Origin of the sequence: Bacillus sp. RZ2MS9 (assembly GCF_001816185.2) — a bacterium.
GTDB classification, from domain to species: Bacteria; Bacillota; Bacilli; order Bacillales; family Bacillaceae_G; genus Bacillus_A; species Bacillus_A cereus.
On sequence record NZ_CP049978.1, the window covers coordinates 2881129 to 2900709 of the forward strand.

Sequence of the window (19581 nt, forward strand, 5' to 3'; positions counted from 1 at the left end):
TTTATCCCCCAAGTCTAAAATCAAAGTTTTTTTATAAATTACACTTCATTCACTTTGTAACTATATCTATTCTCATCAATGCTGCACTGAAGTATTTAAGAGCAAAATAAAAATGACCGCTTCGCCCTTAATAAAATAAAAAGGACGAAACGGTCATTGTTCCGCGGTACCACCTTAATTGATATACATAGATATCCACTTGGTGCCTATAACGCAGGCGAACGCCTAAACTTTCATTTAAGACTCAGGGATAGGTTCGATATATTCTATACGAGGAATCTTTCAGCCGGTGAATTCCACTCTCTTTCGCAAGAAGACATATGTACTAATTCCCTTCAACGATTTTCAATCTAATTTTTTTATATTATGCGATATAGTTCGATTCGGTGTCAAGAGGTATTTTTAAAAATAAATAGAGCCACAAGTTATTTGTATGAAATTATCGCCCTACTGAATGAAAATACAAAATGATATAAGTTTAACTCATATTCATAAACATAAAACCTTACATTATAGTGTATATATTTACATAATGTCGAATATAATTAATTTTTGTCTTTTAGTGTTGCAAAAAGGAATATATTCTCTTAGAATGTTTCTTTATATTGCACAGGGATGTTATTCTTATTCTAAGAAAATAATATCAAACCGATATAATTGATTATAAAAGGAGCAAGATTGAGTTATTATGGATAAACAAATTGGATTCATCGGTTGCGGAAATATGGGAATGGCTATGATTGGCGGAATGATAAACAAAAATATAGTGTCTTCAAATCAAATTATTTGTTCAGATTTAAACACTGCTAATTTAAAAAATGCTAGTGAAAAATATGGGCTAACTACAACTACCGACAACAATAAAGTAGCTAAAAATGCTGATATTTTAATTTTATCAATCAAACCAGACCTATATTCATCAATAATTAATGAAATAAAAGAAGTAATCAAAAACGATGCTATCATCGTTACGATCGCTGCTGGAAAAAGTATTGAAAGTACTGAAAATGCCTTTAATAAAAAAGTAAAGGTTGTAAGAGTAATGCCTAATACTCCTGCTCTTGTTGGAGAAGGAATGTCTGCATTATGCCCTAATGAAATGGTGACAGAAAAAGATTTAGAAGATGTACTAAACATTTTCAATAGTTTTGGTCAAACAGAGATCGTAAGTGAAAAATTAATGGATGTTGTCACATCCGTAAGTGGTTCTTCACCAGCTTATGTATATATGATTATAGAAGCGATGGCAGATGCTGCTGTACTAGATGGTATGCCAAGAAATCAAGCATATAAATTCGCTGCTCAAGCTGTGTTAGGCTCTGCAAAAATGGTACTAGAAACAGGAATACATCCAGGTGAATTGAAAGATATGGTTTGTTCTCCTGGCGGAACGACAATAGAAGCTGTAGCAACATTAGAGGAAAAAGGATTACGAACAGCGATTATTTCAGCTATGCAGCGTTGTACGCAAAAGTCTGTTGAACTATCTGGTCAAACTAAAAAATAAAACTATAAAAGAGATTACGTTAGCTATGAATTCACATAATTTTAATTAAAAATTCACTACATGATAAACGGCCAAACTCATATAAAATTGAGCTTGGCCGTTCTACTTTTTAATTATATTAAAATAATTTGATTTGACTCTTCTTTAAAGGTTCTGTTTTATCCCTTACCTATTCCCTACTATGATTGTGTAATTTTATTAGAAACTAATAATTTTTCAATGCATTTCGGTAACATATCTAATAGTGTTTCAAATGCGTAGTTTACATCTAGACGTTCTGTCCATTGATGTGCATCTTTTCCTACCGGTCCCATATTTAATACTGGAACATCAAACTCTTCTAATTCCTGAAGCGGAATTGAATAGCCTTTATCCCATAATGGCATATTGTCTACAAGCGAACTCATTGAATCCAGTGGATACTGCAAGCCTACATAGCTTAAATCTGAAATCCCCCCAAAATAATTTTGGTTTTCAAATGTAATTTTATGATTGTAATGTGCGTACTTTTCCATTTCTACAACTACCTCTTTTATTAAAGGATTGTTGCGTGAACTCACAGCTGGATAGTACGGCGGAGCGAAGAAAAGTACAATCATCGGTGCCTTTTCTTTACATAAAATCGCTAATTTATCTACTAAATCAATCGTTACCGCACGATCATCTTTCTCTCCTCTATTTTTTATAATATTAGATTGAATATGATCTATTTTTTCTCGTCCATGTTGCTCAATTGCATATGTGATAAGCTCTTCATAAGTTAATACATTTACTTTGAGATTAGGTGGTATAAATGGATTATATTTAGAAAAACGATATGCATGTTTTTCATACGACTCTTCTATTTTCTCTGCTACTTTTGTTACTTTTTGACGTAACAATGAAACTACATCTGTCATTGATTTTTCTAATAAAAACAAATTAAATAATGTGACTGCACGATGCGGAATTTGTACAGAATAATCCTCTTTTAAGTCCCTTTGAAGTAAGTTAGTTGGCGGCGGACTCGCTTCCCCTTCTACAATATCACAAAGGTCTGTGTTTAACTCTAAGTCTGCTGTTATTAATGAAGCCATATAAATCCCATTTAAACCTGCAAAAGGTTCACCTACATGTGTCTCTTTTCCGTAGCACAGAAAACCAGGTAACACTTTACCAATAGAGCCAGTGTAAATATACTTATTTTGGTCACCAGGATGTCTTGAAAACATAGGCTCTGAGTTTAAGACCGTTTTATAATCTAAGTTATGCTCTCTTGCTAAATCTAACAGTCTCGGAACAGCGGCCCTCATCCCTACCGAATTCACTTCCTCATCTGGTACAGCCAATAAAAGAACATTCCCATCGAATCTTCCTTCACATGCTTGTTCAATCATTGCCATTTGTAATGCGAGGCCACATTTCATGTCCATTGTTCCTCTACCAAACAGCCAATCTCCATGTTCTATATCTTCACGTACATGGTCTGGAAGTTCATCTTTATGAGAATAAAACATAGATGTTAACTTTTTAGGATTAAATGCATCTTCTTTCCACACTCCGTAATCTTGTACATCTACAACATCAAAGTGACTTACTAGAATTACAGTATTTTTTGTACTATCGCTTTTCTTTACTAGTGCTGTAACAAAAAATCGTCCGTCCCCTGTCGGATTTTTTTGTAAATGATGCTTGTTTTCTTTGAAGTACTGTAAATCAGATAACTGTTCCACAACAAAGTCTGGCAATATTACTTCAGCTTCTGAACCAGTAATACTAGGAATTTTAACAAGACCGCTTAATAATTGAATCAATTGTTCTTTTGATTGCCACTTTGACATATAAATCCCCCTATTTTTCCACATTATGAAAACCAATTCCAGTATATGAATAAAAAATGACGACAGCTATCAAAATTATAGTTCTGATGTACTGCCGATTTTTATTGATATTTCATGAGCTGCTTGTTTTACCTTGCTAATAAGAAAAGATAGTCGATCATCATTAATACGATGACTAATTAACCCAACACTTAATGCTCCTACTACTTTATGATTAAATCCGATAATAGGTGCAGCTACTGAAGCTGTCCCTTCTGTTTTTTCACCATAACTGACAGCATATCCTTCATTTTTTATTTGCTTTATTTGATTAAGAAGAATTTGCTTTTGTTCTGGTAATGAAGAAAGTAAATGCTCTACAATATGTTCCATTTCATTCGTTTTCATATTGGCAAGCATCGTTTTATTTGCGGCACCAATTGAAAGTGGAATTTGTTCCCCTAGATTATCAATAACTCGAATTTTTAAAGGACTATCAATTCTTTCAATGATAATAGAATGTGTTCCGTTTGGAATATTCAAATAGACACTTTCTTCCACTTCAGCAGCCAAACGTTTCATCACTTCTCTTGCAACAGATCTATAGTCTACCTTCTCCAATTGACGCAACCCTATTTCCATCCACATTGGTCCAATTTTGTACTGTTTTGTCTCTGAAATTTGTGTAACTAACCCATGCTCCATTAGAGAGTTAAGTAATCTATGTACTGTACTAACCGGGAGATGTGTTCCATCAGCTATATCAGAAATAGCCCAGTACTCTTTTTCATTTGTAGAATTCAATAATTTAATAATACTTATCGCTCGATCAATGGACTGTACCATAACTCGCCTCAACTTTACTCGTAGTATGTTAGTACGTTTAATTAACTATCAATTTAGCAAACATTCGAAATGAAATCAATATATTTATTCAATTTTCTAACAATAAAAATATATCACTAACAACGAATTGAAAACGCAAACAAAAAAATATTGACTTTTCTTTTTAATTATCTGAAAATTATAACAAGATTTCACATCACGGAATACATTCCATAATACGGAAAAACATCAAACTTTATTCTATCAACTACGAAAGTGAGGAAAACAATGGCGCAAGTAAACAATACAAACAATGAATTAAAACGTACGATGAAAAGTAGACACTTATTCATGATTGCACTCGGTGGTGTGATTGGAACGGGGTTATTTAACGGATCTGGCTTTATAATAAGTCAAGCTGGACCTGGTGGATCCGTACTTGCCTTTATGGCCGGTGGATTATTAATGTATTTCGTTATGCTATGTCTTGGTGAACTCGCTGTAGCCATGCCTGTTTCGGGTTCTTTCCAGGAATATGCCACTAAATTCATCAATCCTGCAACTGGCTTTACAATCGGATGGTTGTACTGGTTAAGCTGGGCGAATACGACCGGTCTTGAATTTACAACTGCCGGTATTACAATGCAGCGCTGGTTTCCTGATATTCCTGTTTGGGTTTGGTGTTTAATATTTGGCGTTACAATCTTTACTATTAACGCATTATCTGCTCGTAGTTATGCAGAAACAGAATTTTGGTTTTCAAGTATAAAAGTATCTGCCATTATAGCTTTTATAATTCTTGGTGGCGCCGCTATGTTCGGCTTTATTGATTTAAAAGGCGACGAACCAGCTCCACTCCTTTCAAATTTCGTAAATCATGGTGGTTTATTTCCGAATGGACTTGCAGCTATTCTATTAACAATGGTTACAGTCAATTATTCCTTCCAAGGTACAGAGCTTGTCGGAATCGCAGCAGGTGAAAGTGAAGATCCAGCAAAAACTTTACCTCGTTCTATTAGAAATATTATATGGCGCACAATGTTTTTCTTCGTCTTAGCAATCTTTGTTCTTGTTGCTTTAATTCCTTGGGAAGAAGCAGGACTCACAAAGAGCCCATTCGTTGCTGTTTTTGATAATATCGGTATTCCATATGCAGCTGATATTATGAACTTTGTTATTCTTACTGCTGTTCTTTCTGTTGCAAACTCAGGACTATACGCTGCTACTCGCATGCTTTGGTCTTTATCAAAAAACGAAATGGCTCCAGCATTTTTAAAGAAATTATCATCACGTGGGATTCCTCTCAACGCTTTAATCATGACAATAGCTATTTCTGCTTTTTCTCTTTTAACAAGCGTCGTAGCTGCTGAAACGGTTTACTTATGGTTAATTTCCATTTCTGGAGTCATAACAATTATTGTTTGGATGTCAATTTGTGTTTCTCAATTCTTTTTCCGCAAACACTATTTAGCTGAAGGTGGAAAATTAGACGACTTGAAGTTCAGAACTCCACTCTATCCCCTTGTACCAATTCTTGGTTTTGGATTGTATGGCATTATATTAGTAAGTCTTATCTTTATCCCAGATCAAAGACTAGGCATTTATTGTACTGTACCATTTATCATCTTTTGCTATACTTACTATCACTTTAAAGTTAAGAAAAGAATTGCAACTAACACTCAAAGTGAAACTAAAATTAGCGAAACTTCGTAATATTGTACGATACAAAAAAGACAACACGTGGCGTTTCACTTCATGTGTTGTCTTTTTTTATTATTTAAATATGAGTTCACCTGAATTTAATGGATTTTTCTCTTCTCCTACAAAAGTAGTAAAATTTTCATTTGAACTTGCTACCTCAGTTGGATTTATCGTATTTCAATTTCGATATAATAATAAATAGGTATATCAGATATAGCTGTACATTATTAGAACTACATTCATTACTCAACTGGTAGTTACCAAGAAAGAAAGGAATGATCATAATGATACAGAACATATACGAGACTCATTTACATGTAAGAAATTTAGAAAAAGCGATAAATTTCTATCAAAACAAGCTAGGATTAACGTTAGCAAGAAAACTCTCCAAAAGAAGAGTGGCTTTCTTTTGGGTCGGAGAAAATAAAAAACAAATGCTTGGACTATGGGAAGTAAATAATATCGAAGACTTTGAGCTGAGACATTTTGCTTTTGGTGTAAATTTAGAGTTTTTAATGACTTCTAAAGCGTGGTTAGAGGAGCGTGGAATAGAAGTGATAGGAAGTCAAGGAAAAGGAAATCAAGAGCCAATTGTCCAAAGGTGGATGCCCGCTGCAAGTGTATACTTTCTAGATTGTGATAGAAATAAATTAGAATTCATTTCTATGTTACATGACAATCCAGATGAATTAGAATATGCATCCTATTTAAGTGTATGGAATGCGGAACACCAAGAAAAATGAATGAAATTTCCGTTCAAGTCTTTTCTAATTTTTTAGATATACTGTTGTACGATCCCCCTTTTGCTATTAATTTTCGTCGGATTTATGAACAGTTATCGTAATGGAACATTCATGATAACTCCAATTGTTAACATAATGCATTTATTGCCACCTTGTATTTGTACTTACGTACTAGCAATTCCTAACCTGCTTCCATTACAATTTGAAACATTTAATTTTTCTTCTTATCTGGCATCTAATCTTTAAACAAAAACTCCCCTTAAATCGAAAATGATTAAGGGGAATTTTATATACGATGCAATTATAGTTCAGATTTCACCCGAACAGAAACATTATTTTTAATTATATTTTTGACATCTTTAAAGCTAACAAAATTGTTACTTTTCTCATCCCAAAGACGGAAACGGAGTGAACGCAAGCTTGTAGCAAGCGTAATTGTTGGTACATTTTTTAAAGGAAGGGTATTGTTGTGTGCCTCTTCTAGTTTATAGTTAGGTACTCTTGGACTTAAATGGTGAACATGATGAAATCCAATATTACCCGTTAGAAATTGCAAAATTTTTGGAAGTTTATAAAAAGAACTTCCCTCCACTGCCGCTTTCACATATTCCCATTCTTTATCTTCTTCAAAATAAGAATCCTCGAATGTGTGCTGTACGTAAAACAGCCAAATCCCTATTGAACCTGCTATTAAAAATATAGAACCATGTACTAAAAGAAACGATTGCCATCCAATTGCCCAGCAAAGCATTCCTACAATAGCAACGATTAAAATATTCGTTAAATAAGTGTTCATACGTTCTTTTTTTCTAGCACCTTTTCGGTTAAATCTATTTTTAAGCAAGAAAACATAAATCGGGCCTAACCCAAACATAACGAATGGATTGCGATATAAACGATATGCTAAACGGAGTCTAAATGGTGCTGCTACATATTCATCTACTGTAAGCGTCCAAATATCCCCTGTACCCCTCTTATCCAAATTACCACTCGTAGCGTGGTGAATAGAATGCTCATGCCCCCACTGATCAAATGGGAATAATGTTAAAACACCCATACACGTTCCAACTATTCTATTTGCACGTCGACTTTTAAAGAATGAATAATGGGTACAATCATGAAAAATAATGAAAATCCTTGTCATAAATCCAGCGGCTAACAGTGCTGGAACTAATGTTAACCAATAAGAAACTGACAAACTTTTATAAGCAAGGTACCATAAAATAATAAATGGCACGATTGTGTTGATCAGTTGCCAAACACTTTTTTTAATCGTTGATTTTTCAAAAGGAGCAACTTGTTTTTTTAAATTTTTAGTATTTTCTAAGGTCATTGTTCTAATTCCTTTCCTTTTTGTTGCTAATTCATATTATAGCACACTATTAGTATCAGGTGTTAAAAGTAGCTATAATAAATATTTTATACTATGAAAATCTCTTTTTTCTTACTCATTACTTACAAATTTCTTACGTCCAAAATAGCTTCTATAATTGGACAGACGGAGCATTTTATGTATCAAAGAAACTTCATATTTTTCCAATAAGTACATAAAAAACAGCGAGTTTTTTCACAAGAAGAAAAAAGCTGCAATCAGTCAGTTTCACCGACTTATCGCAGCTTCTCTTCTTTTTACCTTATTTTATCGATGAAGCCAAACTGCACCTGCAGACTTGTCTTCAGCTTGGCCTACCACTTCAAACTTCAGTCCTAGCTTCGGTAACTTACGTCCTGCATCAGGAATAACGCTGTTGATGTATTGCTTAGAATCATCAAATTTTGTCACTCCTGGTAATCCTTTATAATCAAAGATACCGCGTGTTGGTGAATTTACTTTCCATGCTGGTGTTTGATCAAATGAGAATGCCGCATCGGCAATTTGATAACGCGTACTGCTCTTCACAGTAGGTTGTCCGTTTAATGTCCCTACAATTGCCTCTGGATGAGAATCTACTACTCCTAAGAACCCTTCACCTGGATGAACGCCTACCCAGTTATCTGTAAAGCTTTGATCCGCATACCATACAACCATTCCTGTATTAAATACTGGGCCACGTGCATATTGTAACGCAGTGTCAGAACCAGCGTAATTTCTCCACTCTACATAGTAATTATGTTTTTTCTGTTCAAATCCGTTAGACACAGTAAAGCCTTTTAACGTCATTGCAGGCTGACCTTCTGCATCATCAGAGAAAACAACTTTTCCATCTACAGTTAAGGCTGCATTATCTAACGCAAATCCTTTATAAGCTACTGCAATATCTGTTAAGTACTCAAATTGCAGTTTTACTTTTTTTCCTTTGAATTGGCTTAAATCGTATGATTTATCAACCCACTTACCATCAGTTGTATCCGCGCCGCCTTTTATATCTTTTTCGCCCATTCTATCAATGCGTGTCTTCGTTCCATCTTCTGCAATCGCATATACGTCAAGGAAATCATACTTCGCTTCAAGTTCGTAAAATGCCTTATAATCGAACTTAGCATCCTTTGCATTTGTTAAGTCAAATACTGGTGTCTCAAGTGTTGTATGAATGTCATTTCCTTTTGTACTGTAATAGAACTTCTTACCAAACGCTGATTCGATATTTTTTATATCTTTGTCCGGCAAGTTAACACGAACAATTCCAGGTCGTTTAGATTTTGTAGTACTTTGATCTACATATGTTGCAACACCGATTCCTTTGCTAAGTTTGTCATAATCTACTTCAAGAATATTCGCCCAGTTCCCCTTCATATTCTTTTGGAAAAACTCTTTATTTTGTGGCGAGAAACTCGTTGGCTCTGTTCCTGCAATTTTTCCAGCCCAGCTACCACCACTCATAATAGACCATGACTCAACAGGTTCACCTTGTCCTGAGTACTTTGTATCATATTCATCTGGTAAGCCTAAATCATGGCCATACTCATGTGCAAACACACCAACTGCTCCGTCTTCAGGCTCGATTGTATAATCATATGCAGCCATCTTTCCGCCCCAGTTCGAAACAGAAGATTTCGTGCCATCAATTGCATATGGTTTTGAACCTAATTTTGAACGATGTGACCAAATCGCATCATCTTTCAATTTACCGCCGCCAGCTTCTTGACCAACACCAGCATGTACAACCATTAAATGATCAATAATGCCGTCTGGCTCGTTTTTATTTCCATTACCATTTTGATCGTACTGATCATATTGATCAAAGTCTGCTAAATTTATCCCTTTTGCTACCGCTGCTTTTAATGCTTCTTTCACAAGATCTTTTGGTCCTAAAGGTCCCTTGTTATCATGACCAGTACCCGCATCAGCACCATAATCTGATGCTTTTCCTGGAACAGTAAGCCATTCTGTTACAGTCCCATCAACTGTATAGCTACCACCAGATTGTTCTTCATAATATTGCTTAAATGTGTTAATCTTCGATCCATCAAATAAAGTAAATGGTTCATCACCAAATAACATTTTTTGATAATGTTCACGATTAAAGTCCTTAGAATACATGTATCCTGGCTCTTGATCAATATTGTTATGCTTAAAATCGCTAAATTCTACAAGTAAAACAAGTACTTTATCTTTTCGAACAGCTCCATTGTATTCTTCTTGCTTCGCTGATGTAGTAGGTACTTTTCCATTTAATTTCCCAGGGTTCAATGCTGCACCTTGTCCAGCTACTGGGCCTACTTCAGGCTGCTGCGCCTGTTCATTTTCCCTCATTTTTGCATCTTTTACTTTTTTCATAAAGTCAGAGGCTTCTTGCGTAAGACTATCTCCTGTTAAGATTTCTTTCCCAGGGTTTTCCCCTTTCTTTTTCTCAACATATTTTTCGACAGCTTTTGAAGTCTCAGCTTGTGATGCAGATTGATCAATTACCCCCCGTTGTTTTAGCGCTTCAGCCAAACGCTCCTCCGGTATTAAGTGCTCATCTATTGGTAGAGATGATGTTGGTGTCTCAGCATACGCTGCGTGACCTCCAAAAGCAAACGTACTACTTAGTACTGCTGCTGTTGTTAATACCGCTAATGGTTTTAATTTCTTTTTCTTTTTCTTTTTCAATGTATTTCCTCCCCAGTGTCTGCAAATTATCGTTTTTTGCCGATAACAACATAATATTCGTTATAATACGAATATTCAATCTTTTTCAACAAATAAAATGTTGAGAAATATTTTTTTATGCAGGGTGAAATACATAAGATATAAAAACAAACAGACTCTTCTATAAATAACAGTGAACTTTTATATGTTCTTAGTTACAATCAAAATCCAGTAAATCTGGGATTCATACTTTTTTAATAAAAATAAGAATTAAATATTTTCTATACTATTTAATCTATGGATTACCATATTACTCACTATTCTCATTATTACAAGCTAATAGTGGTTCGTACATCATTATAGCGTGATTCTCTGTTACATATTGATCTTCTATTAACTGTTTCTGTTGATTATATACTTTACGTTGAATCACATTATGTCGTATATAACCGCCCCAGTATGCAGGTTGAATTGAGTGTTCTTTCTCATACACTTCATATTGATAAAGTTGCGGATAGACTGTTCTCCATTCACCAACTAAATGTTCATCTGTCATATAAAGGTGAAGTTGATACAGTTGGTCCGTTTCATTTTTAATTTGTAAATCCAAATAGTTATAGGAACAAGTCGCCCCACTCCCAAACGGTTGAGTGCGCCTAGAGTCAGGAAAGACATCAAAGCTATGACGATATCGTTCTGTTACTGTCAGTGGTGTATGTAAAGTCATCCAATATATTAAATTCGAAAGCTGACAAAGACCTCCTCCAATACCTGTTTGAAAAGATCCGTAATGTAATACCATACCTTCTACATACCCTTTTTTCCTCGTTGGCTTACCTATTAAACGCCAGTAAGAAAATGTTTCTCCCGGTCTAATGACGATACCATTTAGTTTTTTAACAGCAATTTTCAAATTAACAACCTTATTCTGTTGATACCACATATCTACATCTTTGAGCTTACGAAGTAATATCGTTCGGTGCTGAATTGCTGTACAAGGTAGCTTTTCTTGTTGAAACCTTTTTGCATATGTTTTTCCGTCTGCTAACCACTGAATGTACCTCTTTGTAGAGTAATACCACTTCCCTAGCATAATGCGATACTTAGACCGCTGTTTAGGACGTAAGTGCACTATATTCATTTTATTCCCTCTCTCTTTCTTCAACTAAATTCTAATATATTTCTAATTCAATAAATTACAGTTTTCTTAGCTGCATAATAATTTCCGCAAAAAAATAATAAATTTACTCTAGTGGAGATTTTATTTTGATGATTGCTTTATAATTATATAAAACTGAGCTTCAATACAATAAATTGAAATAAACATATTATAAATATAACGGATAACCTTAAATAAAAAATAATGAACATTAAAGAAATTCTAAAGTATTAATATATTTTTCGTAAATATTAATTGATAACACATTAGACTTTACTATATGTATAACTTCTTATTCTACAAAACGAAATTTTTTAATGTAAGAAAAAAATATAATTTCCCTTTAACATTTATACAAGTCTCATATGGAAAACTTTACAAAACAATTCGAACACTTATATTTAGAATAAACACAAAAAATTGCCACCAGTTAACTTAACTGGTTGGCAATTTTTTAACGAGAATGCTTTACAAATAGTTGAATTGCTTCTTCTGGTACATAGCACTTTCCATTGCTCTCTACAATAATACTTCTTAATTCATACCCTTTACCATTGATACGAATTATATTTTTGTTACCAAATAATTGTGCTTCTACTTTATTATGTTTTACTACAAGTAACGGGTTTGCTCCTTCGGTTTTGTCGGCTGTTACAGTTGCACCGATTTTCTTAAAGGCTTGTTCACTCTCTAAAAATATTTTATTCGTTACTTCTTCTAAGTTAAAGCCCATCGCTTTCGCCATCGTCTTCGCAATGTCTGTATTTTGGATTAAGCCTTCTGGTTTTTGAGGTCCATAAGAATGTAAGAATACATCCTCACCTGTATGTCCTCCTGTCGTAAAGCCGATATTTGCACGATTAGCCAATAATGTAGTAAAAATTCGTCCTACATCCATTTTCTTTTTTGCCACTTTTAATTGTTCTTTTTCATCATGAGTTAGATTATCCAAACCGTATAGTTTAGCTACATCTTCTACATTTGATAAATCAGATTTCAGTTTATTTATAGTTCCTTCAAGTGTCATTTTCGCCTTTTTCAATGGATCAATGTATACAGAAACCGGTGTAGTATTGTATCCTTTTGTCGTATTCCTATTCCCTATAGAGATGCCGCTGTTACCATGATCAGTTAAAGCGATGAGCATCGTATCCCCATCTTTCTTCGCAAATTGTAACGCCTTTGCTACCGCTTCATCAAATGCTAATACATCACTAATCATCCCAATTGGATCATTAGCATGAGCTGCCCAATCAGGCTTACTACCTTCTACGAATAAAAAGAAGCCATCTTTATCTTTTGATAATGTTTGAATTGCTTTTTCTGTCATTTGAGAAAGTGTTGGTTGTTCTGGATTTGTTGCTATACGATCCATATCAAACGCAAGAGCATGATGTGAGAAAGAGCCCCAAATTTTATTAGATTTGGAGTTCAATAACGCATCTTTCGTTTCAACGAAATCGTATCCTTTGTCTTGAATCACCTTTACTAAATTTTCACCATCTTTTCGGATTCCATTACTTTTCATAGGTAACAGCGCCGCTTTTCCCCCGCCTAATACGACATCTATATTTTGATATACTTGCTGCTTCGCAATTACGTCAAAATGTTTGCGATTGACATGGTGAGCAGAGAATCCGGCCGGAGTAGCATGCTGAATTTCAGATGTAGCAACAATGCCAGTTGCACGACCAGTACATTTTGCGCCTTCTAATACGTTTGCGACCGGCCGTAACTTTTCTTCTTCTTTTATTGGCTGTAAGCTAGGCGAACTTACAATAGAAGGTAATATACCTACATATCCTGAATTCGATTTATTTCCAGTTGCTAAAGCTGTTGCTGCTGGCGCTGAGTCTGTAATAGCTGATTCCGCCGAAAACGTACGAACACCTCCTGTTACAATTTGATCTAACGTAAGCGGTGCCCCTTTATACCAGCGAGCCAATGTTGTCGCCGTTGAACTCGTTCCGTCCATAACCATCATAATTATATTTTTAGGCTGGTGTTCTACTTTTTTCACCTTAGCTTTGGCCGCATGATAATTCATCATACTTTCCGTACTTAATACGCTTACTATTATAGCTCCCACTAATAGTAACTTTTTCATCTTCACACCATAATTCAACATGATTGTTCCTCCATAAACTTTGCATTCATTTCAATACACCTTATTTCCTTTTCCATACCAAAACCTACATATGTTTTATTAGTTCCCAATTCTCATAAAGCTAACAATAGTTACTTTCTCTTTCTTTAATTAAATATCGATATGTATCATTTATCTTATAAAAAAGATTTAACATCCTTTTCATTAATTACTTGTTTAACAATAAATCCTCGATTAAAAGAAATAAAAATTTATTGTTAAACAATAAATTTCATGTTAAATTAATAAGATATTAAATAAATGAGGTGCTTTTTATGAAACAAGGATCCACACTCTTTTTAAAGACCGTTGTAATTCTGATCGGAATCCCCGTTCTTGCTATGTGCATTTTTTTAGTCCCTAAAATAGGAAATTTCGCCGCAGAATTATATCCAGATATTGCATATATTAAATATCTTGTATTTATCAATTTATACGCAACAGCAATACCTTATTACTTCGCACTGTACCAAACATTTAAGCTTTTAAACTATATTGATAAAAATAACGCATTCTCAGAGCTATCTGTTCAAGCTTTAAAAAATATTAAGTACAGCGCATTGGCAATTAGTGTATTATATGTATTAGGTATGCCACTTTTCTATCTCGTGGCAGAGAGAGATGACGCCCCTGGCATTATTATTATCGGGATGATTATGATTTTTGCTTCAATGGTAATCGCGGTCTTTGCTGCCGTTCTCCAAAGACTATTAAAAGATGCTATAGATATAAAATCAGAAAATGATTTAACGGTCTGAGGTGAATAATATGGCAATTATTATTAATATTGATGTAATGTTAGCAAAAAGAAAAATGAGTGTAACAGAACTTTCGGAGAAGGTTGGAATTACAATGGCTAACCTTTCTATCTTGAAAAATGGAAAAGCAAAAGCAGTCCGTTTTTCAACTTTAGAAGCAATATGTAAAGCATTAGAATGCCAACCGGGTGATATTTTAGAATATCAACCTGAAGATACCGAGTAAAAAGAGTCCTTCATACGAGAAGGACTCTTTTTATTACACATTACGGCGCAAAACTAATTTGACCAGTAAACAATAGGATAATTGCTATGATCCAAAATATAAAAAATGATGAGGACAGTATTAATGAAAGAATAGCAATTCCCTTCTTCTCTGTTCTTTTCGTCATTGTGATTATTGAAAGCATGATACCTACACCTGTAAGGGCAATTGTAATATAATCCCCAACTATATTACCTGCATTGGCTATCCTTGTTGGCGTTATAAAAACGAATAGAAAACACAAAATGCCGATGAGTAAAGATACATAGCTTATTATACTGTACTTCTTTTTAGGAACTATTTCAGTTTTCATACTAACCCCACCCCTTCTATATAGCTATGAGTTCATATTAACATGAATAACCATAATTTAGTTAAAATAAACTGGCCACTTCCTTAATAAAGATGGACGATTATCCTTTAATCTCTAGTAATTATTATATACAGAAAATAAAGTGAAATTTTAATCAGTGGAGGTTTTGTTCACCCTCCACTGATTATTAGTTGAAGCAATCAGGCTGCCCGTTAATGCGGAATAAAATGAAAGAGTTCTAAAAAATAAAGACTGTACCTTTAAAATAAAAGATTCAGTCCTTATTAATAACTTTTTTTATAAAGAAAACTCTCTATCACTCACTATCTTAAAAAACTCCGAGTAATGTGATAAAGAATAATCCGCTACATCACAATTACCTTGAAACATACATGTTGAAATACCTAATTCTTTTGCAGGTAATAAATCTAATTCTCTATCTCCAATAGCTAAATCAATATTATGCTTTTTATGTAAATGATTATAAGCTAAAGAGTTGGGCTTTCGGGGAAAGCCATCGTCAATTGTAACCATATCTACAAAGTATTTTTCCCAGCCGTAATATTTTAAAATGTCCATAACTCCTGCCCTATGTTTATGGGTCATAATCACATTTTTATCTGCAAATTTCAAAACCTCTTCGACACCTGCAAAAGGTTTCATATCTTTTGGCGTGAATTTTCCCTTCAAAACTTTAATCTTTTCTTCCTGCTCGCATGAAATATTATAATACTGAATTGCATGAGAGTATGATATTTTTAAGTTTTTGTATATTTCTTGTTTTTCTACTGAGTCACCTAATATTTCAGAAAGCATTATTGTATATGCAGGATACGTATCAAATAACGTCCCATCAAAATCCCATAAAATATTCATTCTATTCACCTTCTATTTTCAAATCATTGGATGACTAAATCCGCCCTATCCCTCGGCAATTCCGTTTCTAAGTAATAATCCTCTGCTTTCCAATACCTATTTTCAAACTTTGAAAGGTTCTTCTGTGTCTCCTCACTCTCACGTAGAAACCTTGTCTCTCTTGGACAGTCCAAATAGACCATATAATGAAAGAAATCTCTCCATTCTTTTCGCTGCAGAAAAACTCCTTCAATAACAATTACGCCTACAATAGGAATCTGTACTTTTTCCATTTCACATATATCTGTTTCTTCATGAAAAAAAGGTAATTTCAATTTTGTTTCGTGTTGTAGCTTTTGAAAAAATTTCTGCCTTAGCCATTCAATGTCCCATTGTAAATAATAATACTCGTACCATTCTTCATATCCAGTATGATATCGTTTATTACGCTCCACTATATGATCATCAATATGGAAAATATGAAACGGAATGCCTTCTTGTTTCATATTTTCTTTTAAATTGGCTACAAATGTTGTTTTTCCAGATCGACTTAAACCATCTATACCTAAAATGAATCTATTTTCCCTATGCTTCTTCATAATCGTTATAAGTTCGTTTGTACTCATTACTTCTTCCACTCTTCTTTTAATAAAGAATATAAAATGGTATCATGAGCAACTCCATTTTGAATCATATGTTTTCGAAGTAATCCTTCTTCTTGAAATCCTGCTTTACTTAATAATTTTTGAGAAGCTTTATTTTCTACATATACAACAGCAGCAACTCTAATAAGTTGCAATGTTTCAAACCCGTAAGTTAAAATTGCCTGTAACGCTTCCGTTGCATACCCTTGTCCCCAATATGTATCGTCTAATTCATAACCAATTTCAGCTCGTTTATGATGATTATTAATTAAATGAAATCCGCACGTTCCGATTAATTGGCCCGTCCCTTTTTTCTCGATTCCCCAGCGAAATACACTGCCCTCTTCATAACGATTTTTAAACGTTTGAATCGTTGTTTTCGCTTGCTCAATATTTTCAAAAGAATCCATTCCGAAATAACGTATAACTGATTCTTTCGAGAAATATTGGAACAGCGTTTCTGCATCTAATAGTGTAAGTTCTCTTAGTCGTAAACGTTCTGTTTCTAGTTTCGGAAATCCCATCTCTCTTTCTCCCTCTATTCTAATGAACTGCAAATTTCAATATAATTTCCATCTGGATCAGCAATGTAGGCAATTGTTTGTCCCCACGGTTTTACAATAGGTTCAACTAAAATCTTGATTCCTTGTTCTCTAAATTGCTCAATCGTTTCTTGTACATTCTCAACAACGAATCCTAATTCGAAATGAGAAGACTGTAATTCACCTTCTGTAAGCGGTAGTCCTGTTAATTCTTTCACATCTTGCCGCGTATTCATCGCTAAAATGGTAGTTCCAGTATTAAATTCAATATATGTTCCGTGCTCTGCTTTTATAGGTAACTGTAAAATATCTTTATAGAACCTTAAACATGCCTCAAACTTTTCTACATATAAAATGATGTACTTCATTTTCAAATTCATTTTACATCCCCCTTTGTATCTATTCCTAAAATTTCGACAAAAGTCTCATAAAAACCTTGTTCCTTGTAGTAATGAGCAAAAAAAAATGAGGCCGATTTCTCGGCCCCCCAGCTTATTGGCATAAAACAGGAGATTTGGTTTGGACATAACCAGTTCGTACTTTTATTATATTTTATTTTTTCTGAATTTTAAATACATTAAACACCTATTTATATTGAGAAAGTTTTTTGCTTGCATAAAATTAAAGATTTTAAGAAATGATACAAATGGAGGTGTATACATATGGAACCAATGCTATGTCCAAGTTGTAAAACAAACCGTACCCGCTTTAATATTCTTGAGCAACAAGTAAAACCAGTCAAATTAAATCCACAAACTGGTCAAGTAGAAGAAGAATACACAAATGAAACGATGAATGCTTTTCATATGGCCTATCAAGGACCTACATACCGTGTCCAATGCGCTGTATGTGGGCTTGTTGAAAACCCAGAACAATTTATTAAACCTGCTCAAAATCAGTCTTTCTAATAAAAACATGATTATCCCTTATAGAAATAGATTTTTCTATAAGGGATTTTTTCGTTTAATACGGTAAAAAACGTATTTCTTCCTTATTACATGTTAAACTTCGCACTCTTTTGCTAATATTCAAAAAAGGGCAATACATCAAGTAATATTAATATTTAGGATTTCGGATCATTTTAACTAGTGGTTTATTATTAAGAATCATTTCTTATTCATTTATGATTTTTATTTGGTTATAAGATTTTAATACTTAACTAGTAGTTCTACACCTTAATTGCATAGTTTTTATTATGTAAAAAAGAGTGAGCAAATTACGTTTATATAGAAACAAAAGAAGTTGATCTCGGTTTTCCCTCTCATCAACTTCTTTTAAACTCCACTCTTTATTATAATATTTCACTTTTTAATTTTTTGATTTTCCAAGAGAGTCTTATAAAAAAGTACATCCACATACAACCTGAAAGACCTGTCGTAACTTTCGCCCACATTGGCAATCTTGATTCCATCGGGCTTAAAAATAGGTTATACATTGATGGTAATATACTTGCTGATATAATAACAAGGAATAGCAATAATTCATTTAGTTTTTGTATCCTCGTCTCTTTTTCTGAGTAAATATCAGGCAATTCATTAACCTCTTCTACCTCTTTACAAAAATAATTCCATCTTGTGAAACTTGTTACGCGTTTCCAACCTGACATTTCGTATATTTCGAAATACTCTTGTTGTTGTTCTTTCGAATCTCTATAAACCAATCTAAAATCAGCTTTGTATATTACATCTTTTGGCTCAGTTTTCTGAAACGTATACATTAAATTATATTTTTGTAATGCCCAACCTTGCTGATGCATCTTTCGTAAAAAAGCTTCTTCTTTTTCTAAATTCCATGCCGTAAAAAATTTTAATACCCTTTTTATCTCCATCTTCCATTCACTCCCCTAATATACTATTTCCATTCCTTACAGATCTCTGCAATCTGTTATATTCTAGCTCTAACACTTCTCTCCCAAACGGCGTTAACTCATAGCACTTCTTTCTATCTGTAGAGGCAACTTCAACAATTAATTTTTCTTTAAGTAATTTCGTCGTATTCCCGTATAAAGTACCAGGACCGAGCTTTACTTCCCCATTTGTCATCTCTTCTACCATTTGCATAATTCCATATCCGTGCATTGGTTTCACTAGTGATAACAATATGTAATATGTCGCCTCAGTTAACGGAATATATTTTTGCGCCTTCCCATTCATTATAACTACCTCCGATACATCGCCTTATGATATATCGACTTACGATACATCGTATATCGATATTGTATAATCATATTCCAAAATATGCAAGAGTAATTTAATAATTAAATATCCATTTCTTTGAATTAAAAAACCATACAAATTTTCTGAATAATTTGT

19 protein-coding genes and 1 other annotated feature are annotated in these 19581 nt (G+C 33.8%); of the genes, 6 read left to right on the forward strand and 13 right to left on the reverse strand.

Annotation, left to right across the window (positions count from 1 at the left end; genetic code table 11):
* Window positions 1-137: 137 nt before the first annotated feature.
* Window positions 138-348 (reverse strand) — a binding site (T-box leader).
* Window positions 349-688: 340 nt separating this feature from the next.
* A complete protein-coding gene (gene proC, locus BHV55_RS14800; protein WP_000360729.1) occupies window positions 689-1507 on the forward strand; it encodes a pyrroline-5-carboxylate reductase in 819 nt (272 codons plus the stop codon).
* A 179-nt stretch (window positions 1508-1686) separates the two neighbouring features.
* Here proC and BHV55_RS14805 read toward each other — a convergent pair whose 3' ends face one another.
* Both BHV55_RS14805 and BHV55_RS14810 read right to left on the reverse strand, forming a co-directional pair.
* Window positions 1687-3351, reverse strand: a complete 1665-nt coding sequence (locus tag BHV55_RS14805; protein ID WP_139147427.1) for a M20/M25/M40 family metallo-hydrolase — start codon at window positions 3349-3351, stop codon at window positions 1687-1689.
* A gap of 51 nt (window positions 3352-3402) precedes the next feature.
* Window positions 3403-4152: an IclR family transcriptional regulator gene (locus BHV55_RS14810; protein ID WP_000250750.1), complete on the reverse strand. Its 750-nt coding sequence runs from the start codon at window positions 4150-4152 to the stop codon at window positions 3403-3405.
* A gap of 267 nt (window positions 4153-4419) precedes the next feature.
* Here BHV55_RS14810 and BHV55_RS14815 point away from each other — a divergent pair, with 267 nt between their 5' ends.
* Entirely contained in the window at window positions 4420-5844 is a 1425-nt protein-coding gene (locus tag BHV55_RS14815; RefSeq protein ID WP_000079967.1) for an amino acid permease, read from the forward strand.
* Between the two features lie 272 nt (window positions 5845-6116).
* Window positions 6117-6575 carry a VOC family protein gene (locus BHV55_RS14820; RefSeq protein ID WP_000615639.1) on the forward strand — a complete coding sequence of 153 codons (459 nt, stop codon included), beginning with the start codon at window positions 6117-6119 and terminating at the stop codon, window positions 6573-6575.
* Window positions 6576-6876: 301 nt separating this feature from the next.
* Here the strand turns inward: BHV55_RS14820 and desA are convergent, their stop codons facing one another.
* From desA to BHV55_RS14840, 4 genes are all read right to left on the reverse strand, one after another.
* Complete coding sequence (gene desA, locus BHV55_RS14825; RefSeq protein WP_000171499.1) at window positions 6877-7908, reverse strand: Delta(5) desaturase DesA; 1032 nt, start codon at window positions 7906-7908, stop codon at window positions 6877-6879.
* Window positions 7909-8214: 306 nt separating this feature from the next.
* Window positions 8215-10608 (reverse strand): immune inhibitor A domain-containing protein, encoded by a 2394-nt coding sequence (locus BHV55_RS14830; protein ID WP_070757970.1) that lies wholly within the window; start codon window positions 10606-10608, stop codon window positions 8215-8217.
* A 289-nt stretch (window positions 10609-10897) separates the two neighbouring features.
* Window positions 10898-11728, reverse strand: coding sequence for a VanW family protein (locus tag BHV55_RS14835; RefSeq protein ID WP_009327106.1), 831 nt, complete (start codon window positions 11726-11728; stop codon window positions 10898-10900).
* 472 nt (window positions 11729-12200) lie between these two features.
* Window positions 12201-13874 (reverse strand): alkaline phosphatase, encoded by a 1674-nt coding sequence (locus BHV55_RS14840; protein ID WP_000935923.1) that lies wholly within the window; start codon window positions 13872-13874, stop codon window positions 12201-12203.
* A gap of 293 nt (window positions 13875-14167) precedes the next feature.
* On the opposite strand from BHV55_RS14840, the gene BHV55_RS14845 reads away from it, so the two are divergent.
* Complete coding sequence (locus BHV55_RS14845) at window positions 14168-14650, forward strand: DUF2975 domain-containing protein (RefSeq protein WP_000809118.1); 483 nt, start codon at window positions 14168-14170, stop codon at window positions 14648-14650.
* 10 nt (window positions 14651-14660) lie between these two features.
* Entirely contained in the window at window positions 14661-14876 is a 216-nt protein-coding gene (locus tag BHV55_RS14850) for a helix-turn-helix domain-containing protein (protein ID WP_000974619.1), read from the forward strand.
* A gap of 40 nt (window positions 14877-14916) precedes the next feature.
* Here the strand turns inward: BHV55_RS14850 and BHV55_RS14855 are convergent, their stop codons facing one another.
* The 5 genes from BHV55_RS14855 to BHV55_RS14875 all read right to left on the reverse strand — a co-directional run bounded on the left by BHV55_RS14855 (window position 14917) and on the right by BHV55_RS14875 (window position 17649).
* A complete protein-coding gene (locus tag BHV55_RS14855) occupies window positions 14917-15228 on the reverse strand; it encodes a hypothetical protein (RefSeq protein ID WP_000845560.1) in 312 nt (103 codons plus the stop codon).
* A 297-nt stretch (window positions 15229-15525) separates the two neighbouring features.
* The gene (locus tag BHV55_RS14860; protein WP_001024220.1) at window positions 15526-16104 is read right to left on the reverse strand and encodes an HAD-IA family hydrolase; all 579 of its coding nucleotides are present in this window, start codon (window positions 16102-16104) and stop codon (window positions 15526-15528) included.
* A 23-nt stretch (window positions 16105-16127) separates the two neighbouring features.
* Window positions 16128-16709, reverse strand: a complete 582-nt coding sequence (locus BHV55_RS14865; RefSeq protein ID WP_000106112.1) for a kinase — start codon at window positions 16707-16709, stop codon at window positions 16128-16130.
* Window positions 16709-17251 carry a GNAT family N-acetyltransferase gene (locus BHV55_RS14870; RefSeq protein WP_000506676.1) on the reverse strand — a complete coding sequence of 181 codons (543 nt, stop codon included), beginning with the start codon at window positions 17249-17251 and terminating at the stop codon, window positions 16709-16711. Before BHV55_RS14870 ends, BHV55_RS14865 begins: the two co-directional genes overlap by 1 nt.
* 14 nt (window positions 17252-17265) lie before the next feature.
* Window positions 17266-17649 (reverse strand): VOC family protein, encoded by a 384-nt coding sequence (locus BHV55_RS14875; protein ID WP_001049847.1) that lies wholly within the window; start codon window positions 17647-17649, stop codon window positions 17266-17268.
* 282 nt (window positions 17650-17931) lie between these two features.
* Between BHV55_RS14875 and BHV55_RS14880 the strand changes: the two genes are divergently transcribed.
* Window positions 17932-18177 carry a hypothetical protein gene (locus BHV55_RS14880; protein WP_000433609.1) on the forward strand — a complete coding sequence of 82 codons (246 nt, stop codon included), beginning with the start codon at window positions 17932-17934 and terminating at the stop codon, window positions 18175-18177.
* Window positions 18178-18560: 383 nt separating this feature from the next.
* On the opposite strand, the gene BHV55_RS14885 is transcribed toward BHV55_RS14880, so the two are convergent.
* Both BHV55_RS14885 and BHV55_RS14890 read right to left on the reverse strand, forming a co-directional pair.
* A complete protein-coding gene (locus BHV55_RS14885; RefSeq protein WP_065703833.1) occupies window positions 18561-19097 on the reverse strand; it encodes a DUF2812 domain-containing protein in 537 nt (178 codons plus the stop codon).
* 7 nt (window positions 19098-19104) lie between these two features.
* Window positions 19105-19422 carry a PadR family transcriptional regulator gene (locus BHV55_RS14890; RefSeq protein ID WP_001013435.1) on the reverse strand — a complete coding sequence of 106 codons (318 nt, stop codon included), beginning with the start codon at window positions 19420-19422 and terminating at the stop codon, window positions 19105-19107.
* Window positions 19423-19581 lie beyond the last annotated feature (159 nt).

Bases quoted from the DNA above. Each gene is read 5' to 3' on its own strand.
- BHV55_RS14855 (WP_000845560.1), bottom strand. From the start codon at position 15,228: ATGAAAACTGAAATAGTTCCTAAAAAGAAGTACAGTATAATAAGCTAT.
- BHV55_RS14875 (WP_001049847.1), bottom strand. From the start codon at position 17,649: ATGAATTTGAAAATGAAGTACATCATTTTATATGTAGAAAAGTTTGAG.
- BHV55_RS14805 (WP_139147427.1), bottom strand. From the start codon at position 3,351: ATGTGGAAAAATAGGGGGATTTATATGTCAAAGTGGCAATCAAAAGAA.
- BHV55_RS14835 (WP_009327106.1), bottom strand. From the start codon at position 11,728: ATGAATATAGTGCACTTACGTCCTAAACAGCGGTCTAAGTATCGCATT.
- BHV55_RS14885 (WP_065703833.1), bottom strand. From the start codon at position 19,097: ATGGAGATAAAAAGGGTATTAAAATTTTTTACGGCATGGAATTTAGAA.
- BHV55_RS14850 (WP_000974619.1), top strand. From the start codon at position 14,661: ATGGCAATTATTATTAATATTGATGTAATGTTAGCAAAAAGAAAAATG.
- BHV55_RS14810 (WP_000250750.1), bottom strand. From the start codon at position 4,152: ATGGTACAGTCCATTGATCGAGCGATAAGTATTATTAAATTATTGAAT.
- BHV55_RS14860 (WP_001024220.1), bottom strand. From the start codon at position 16,104: ATGAATATTTTATGGGATTTTGATGGGACGTTATTTGATACGTATCCT.
- BHV55_RS14840 (WP_000935923.1), bottom strand. From the start codon at position 13,874: ATGTTGAATTATGGTGTGAAGATGAAAAAGTTACTATTAGTGGGAGCT.
- BHV55_RS14845 (WP_000809118.1), top strand. From the start codon at position 14,168: ATGAAACAAGGATCCACACTCTTTTTAAAGACCGTTGTAATTCTGATC.
- BHV55_RS14815 (WP_000079967.1), top strand. From the start codon at position 4,420: ATGGCGCAAGTAAACAATACAAACAATGAATTAAAACGTACGATGAAA.
- proC (WP_000360729.1), top strand. From the start codon at position 689: ATGGATAAACAAATTGGATTCATCGGTTGCGGAAATATGGGAATGGCT.
- BHV55_RS14880 (WP_000433609.1), top strand. From the start codon at position 17,932: ATGGAACCAATGCTATGTCCAAGTTGTAAAACAAACCGTACCCGCTTT.
- BHV55_RS14890 (WP_001013435.1), bottom strand. From the start codon at position 19,422: ATGAATGGGAAGGCGCAAAAATATATTCCGTTAACTGAGGCGACATAT.
- BHV55_RS14865 (WP_000106112.1), bottom strand. From the start codon at position 16,709: ATGAGTACAAACGAACTTATAACGATTATGAAGAAGCATAGGGAAAAT.
- BHV55_RS14820 (WP_000615639.1), top strand. From the start codon at position 6,117: ATGATACAGAACATATACGAGACTCATTTACATGTAAGAAATTTAGAA.
- desA (WP_000171499.1), bottom strand. From the start codon at position 7,908: ATGACCTTAGAAAATACTAAAAATTTAAAAAAACAAGTTGCTCCTTTT.
- BHV55_RS14870 (WP_000506676.1), bottom strand. From the start codon at position 17,251: ATGGGATTTCCGAAACTAGAAACAGAACGTTTACGACTAAGAGAACTT.